The 250-nt window shown below is 39.6% G+C and carries 1 pseudogene; it reads right to left on the bottom strand.

The features are described from left to right. A pseudogene (locus tag VC352_RS24945) lies at positions 1 to 212 on the bottom strand (3-dehydroshikimate dehydratase); the annotation flags it as partial. Between the last annotated feature and the right edge of the window lie 38 nt (positions 213 to 250).

The following is a 250-nucleotide window of genomic DNA, read 5'->3' as shown; positions in this document are numbered from 1 at the left end:
AGTTTAATTACATAGGGTGCTGTACCCACAGCTTGGATTTGAATTTCATTTTCTTGCGCCGCATTGGCATTGGATTGTTCAATCGCCCAACGCAGTGAACCTTTTGCAGTATCGTCCTGATAACGATCCACAATATAAGTTTCTGCACTGGCAAAACCTGATGCCGCTAAACTCAAAACCAATGTGGTCAAACGTAAAGTTGATGGTTTCATATTTTAAATCCTTTTCTATCCTTGAAGATGAATAACAC

The sequence above is a fragment of the Pseudomonas sp. C11 genome (assembly GCF_034683865.1).
GTDB lineage: Bacteria > Pseudomonadota > Gammaproteobacteria > Pseudomonadales > Pseudomonadaceae > Aquipseudomonas.
This window is presented reverse-complemented; position numbering and strand designations above follow the sequence as displayed.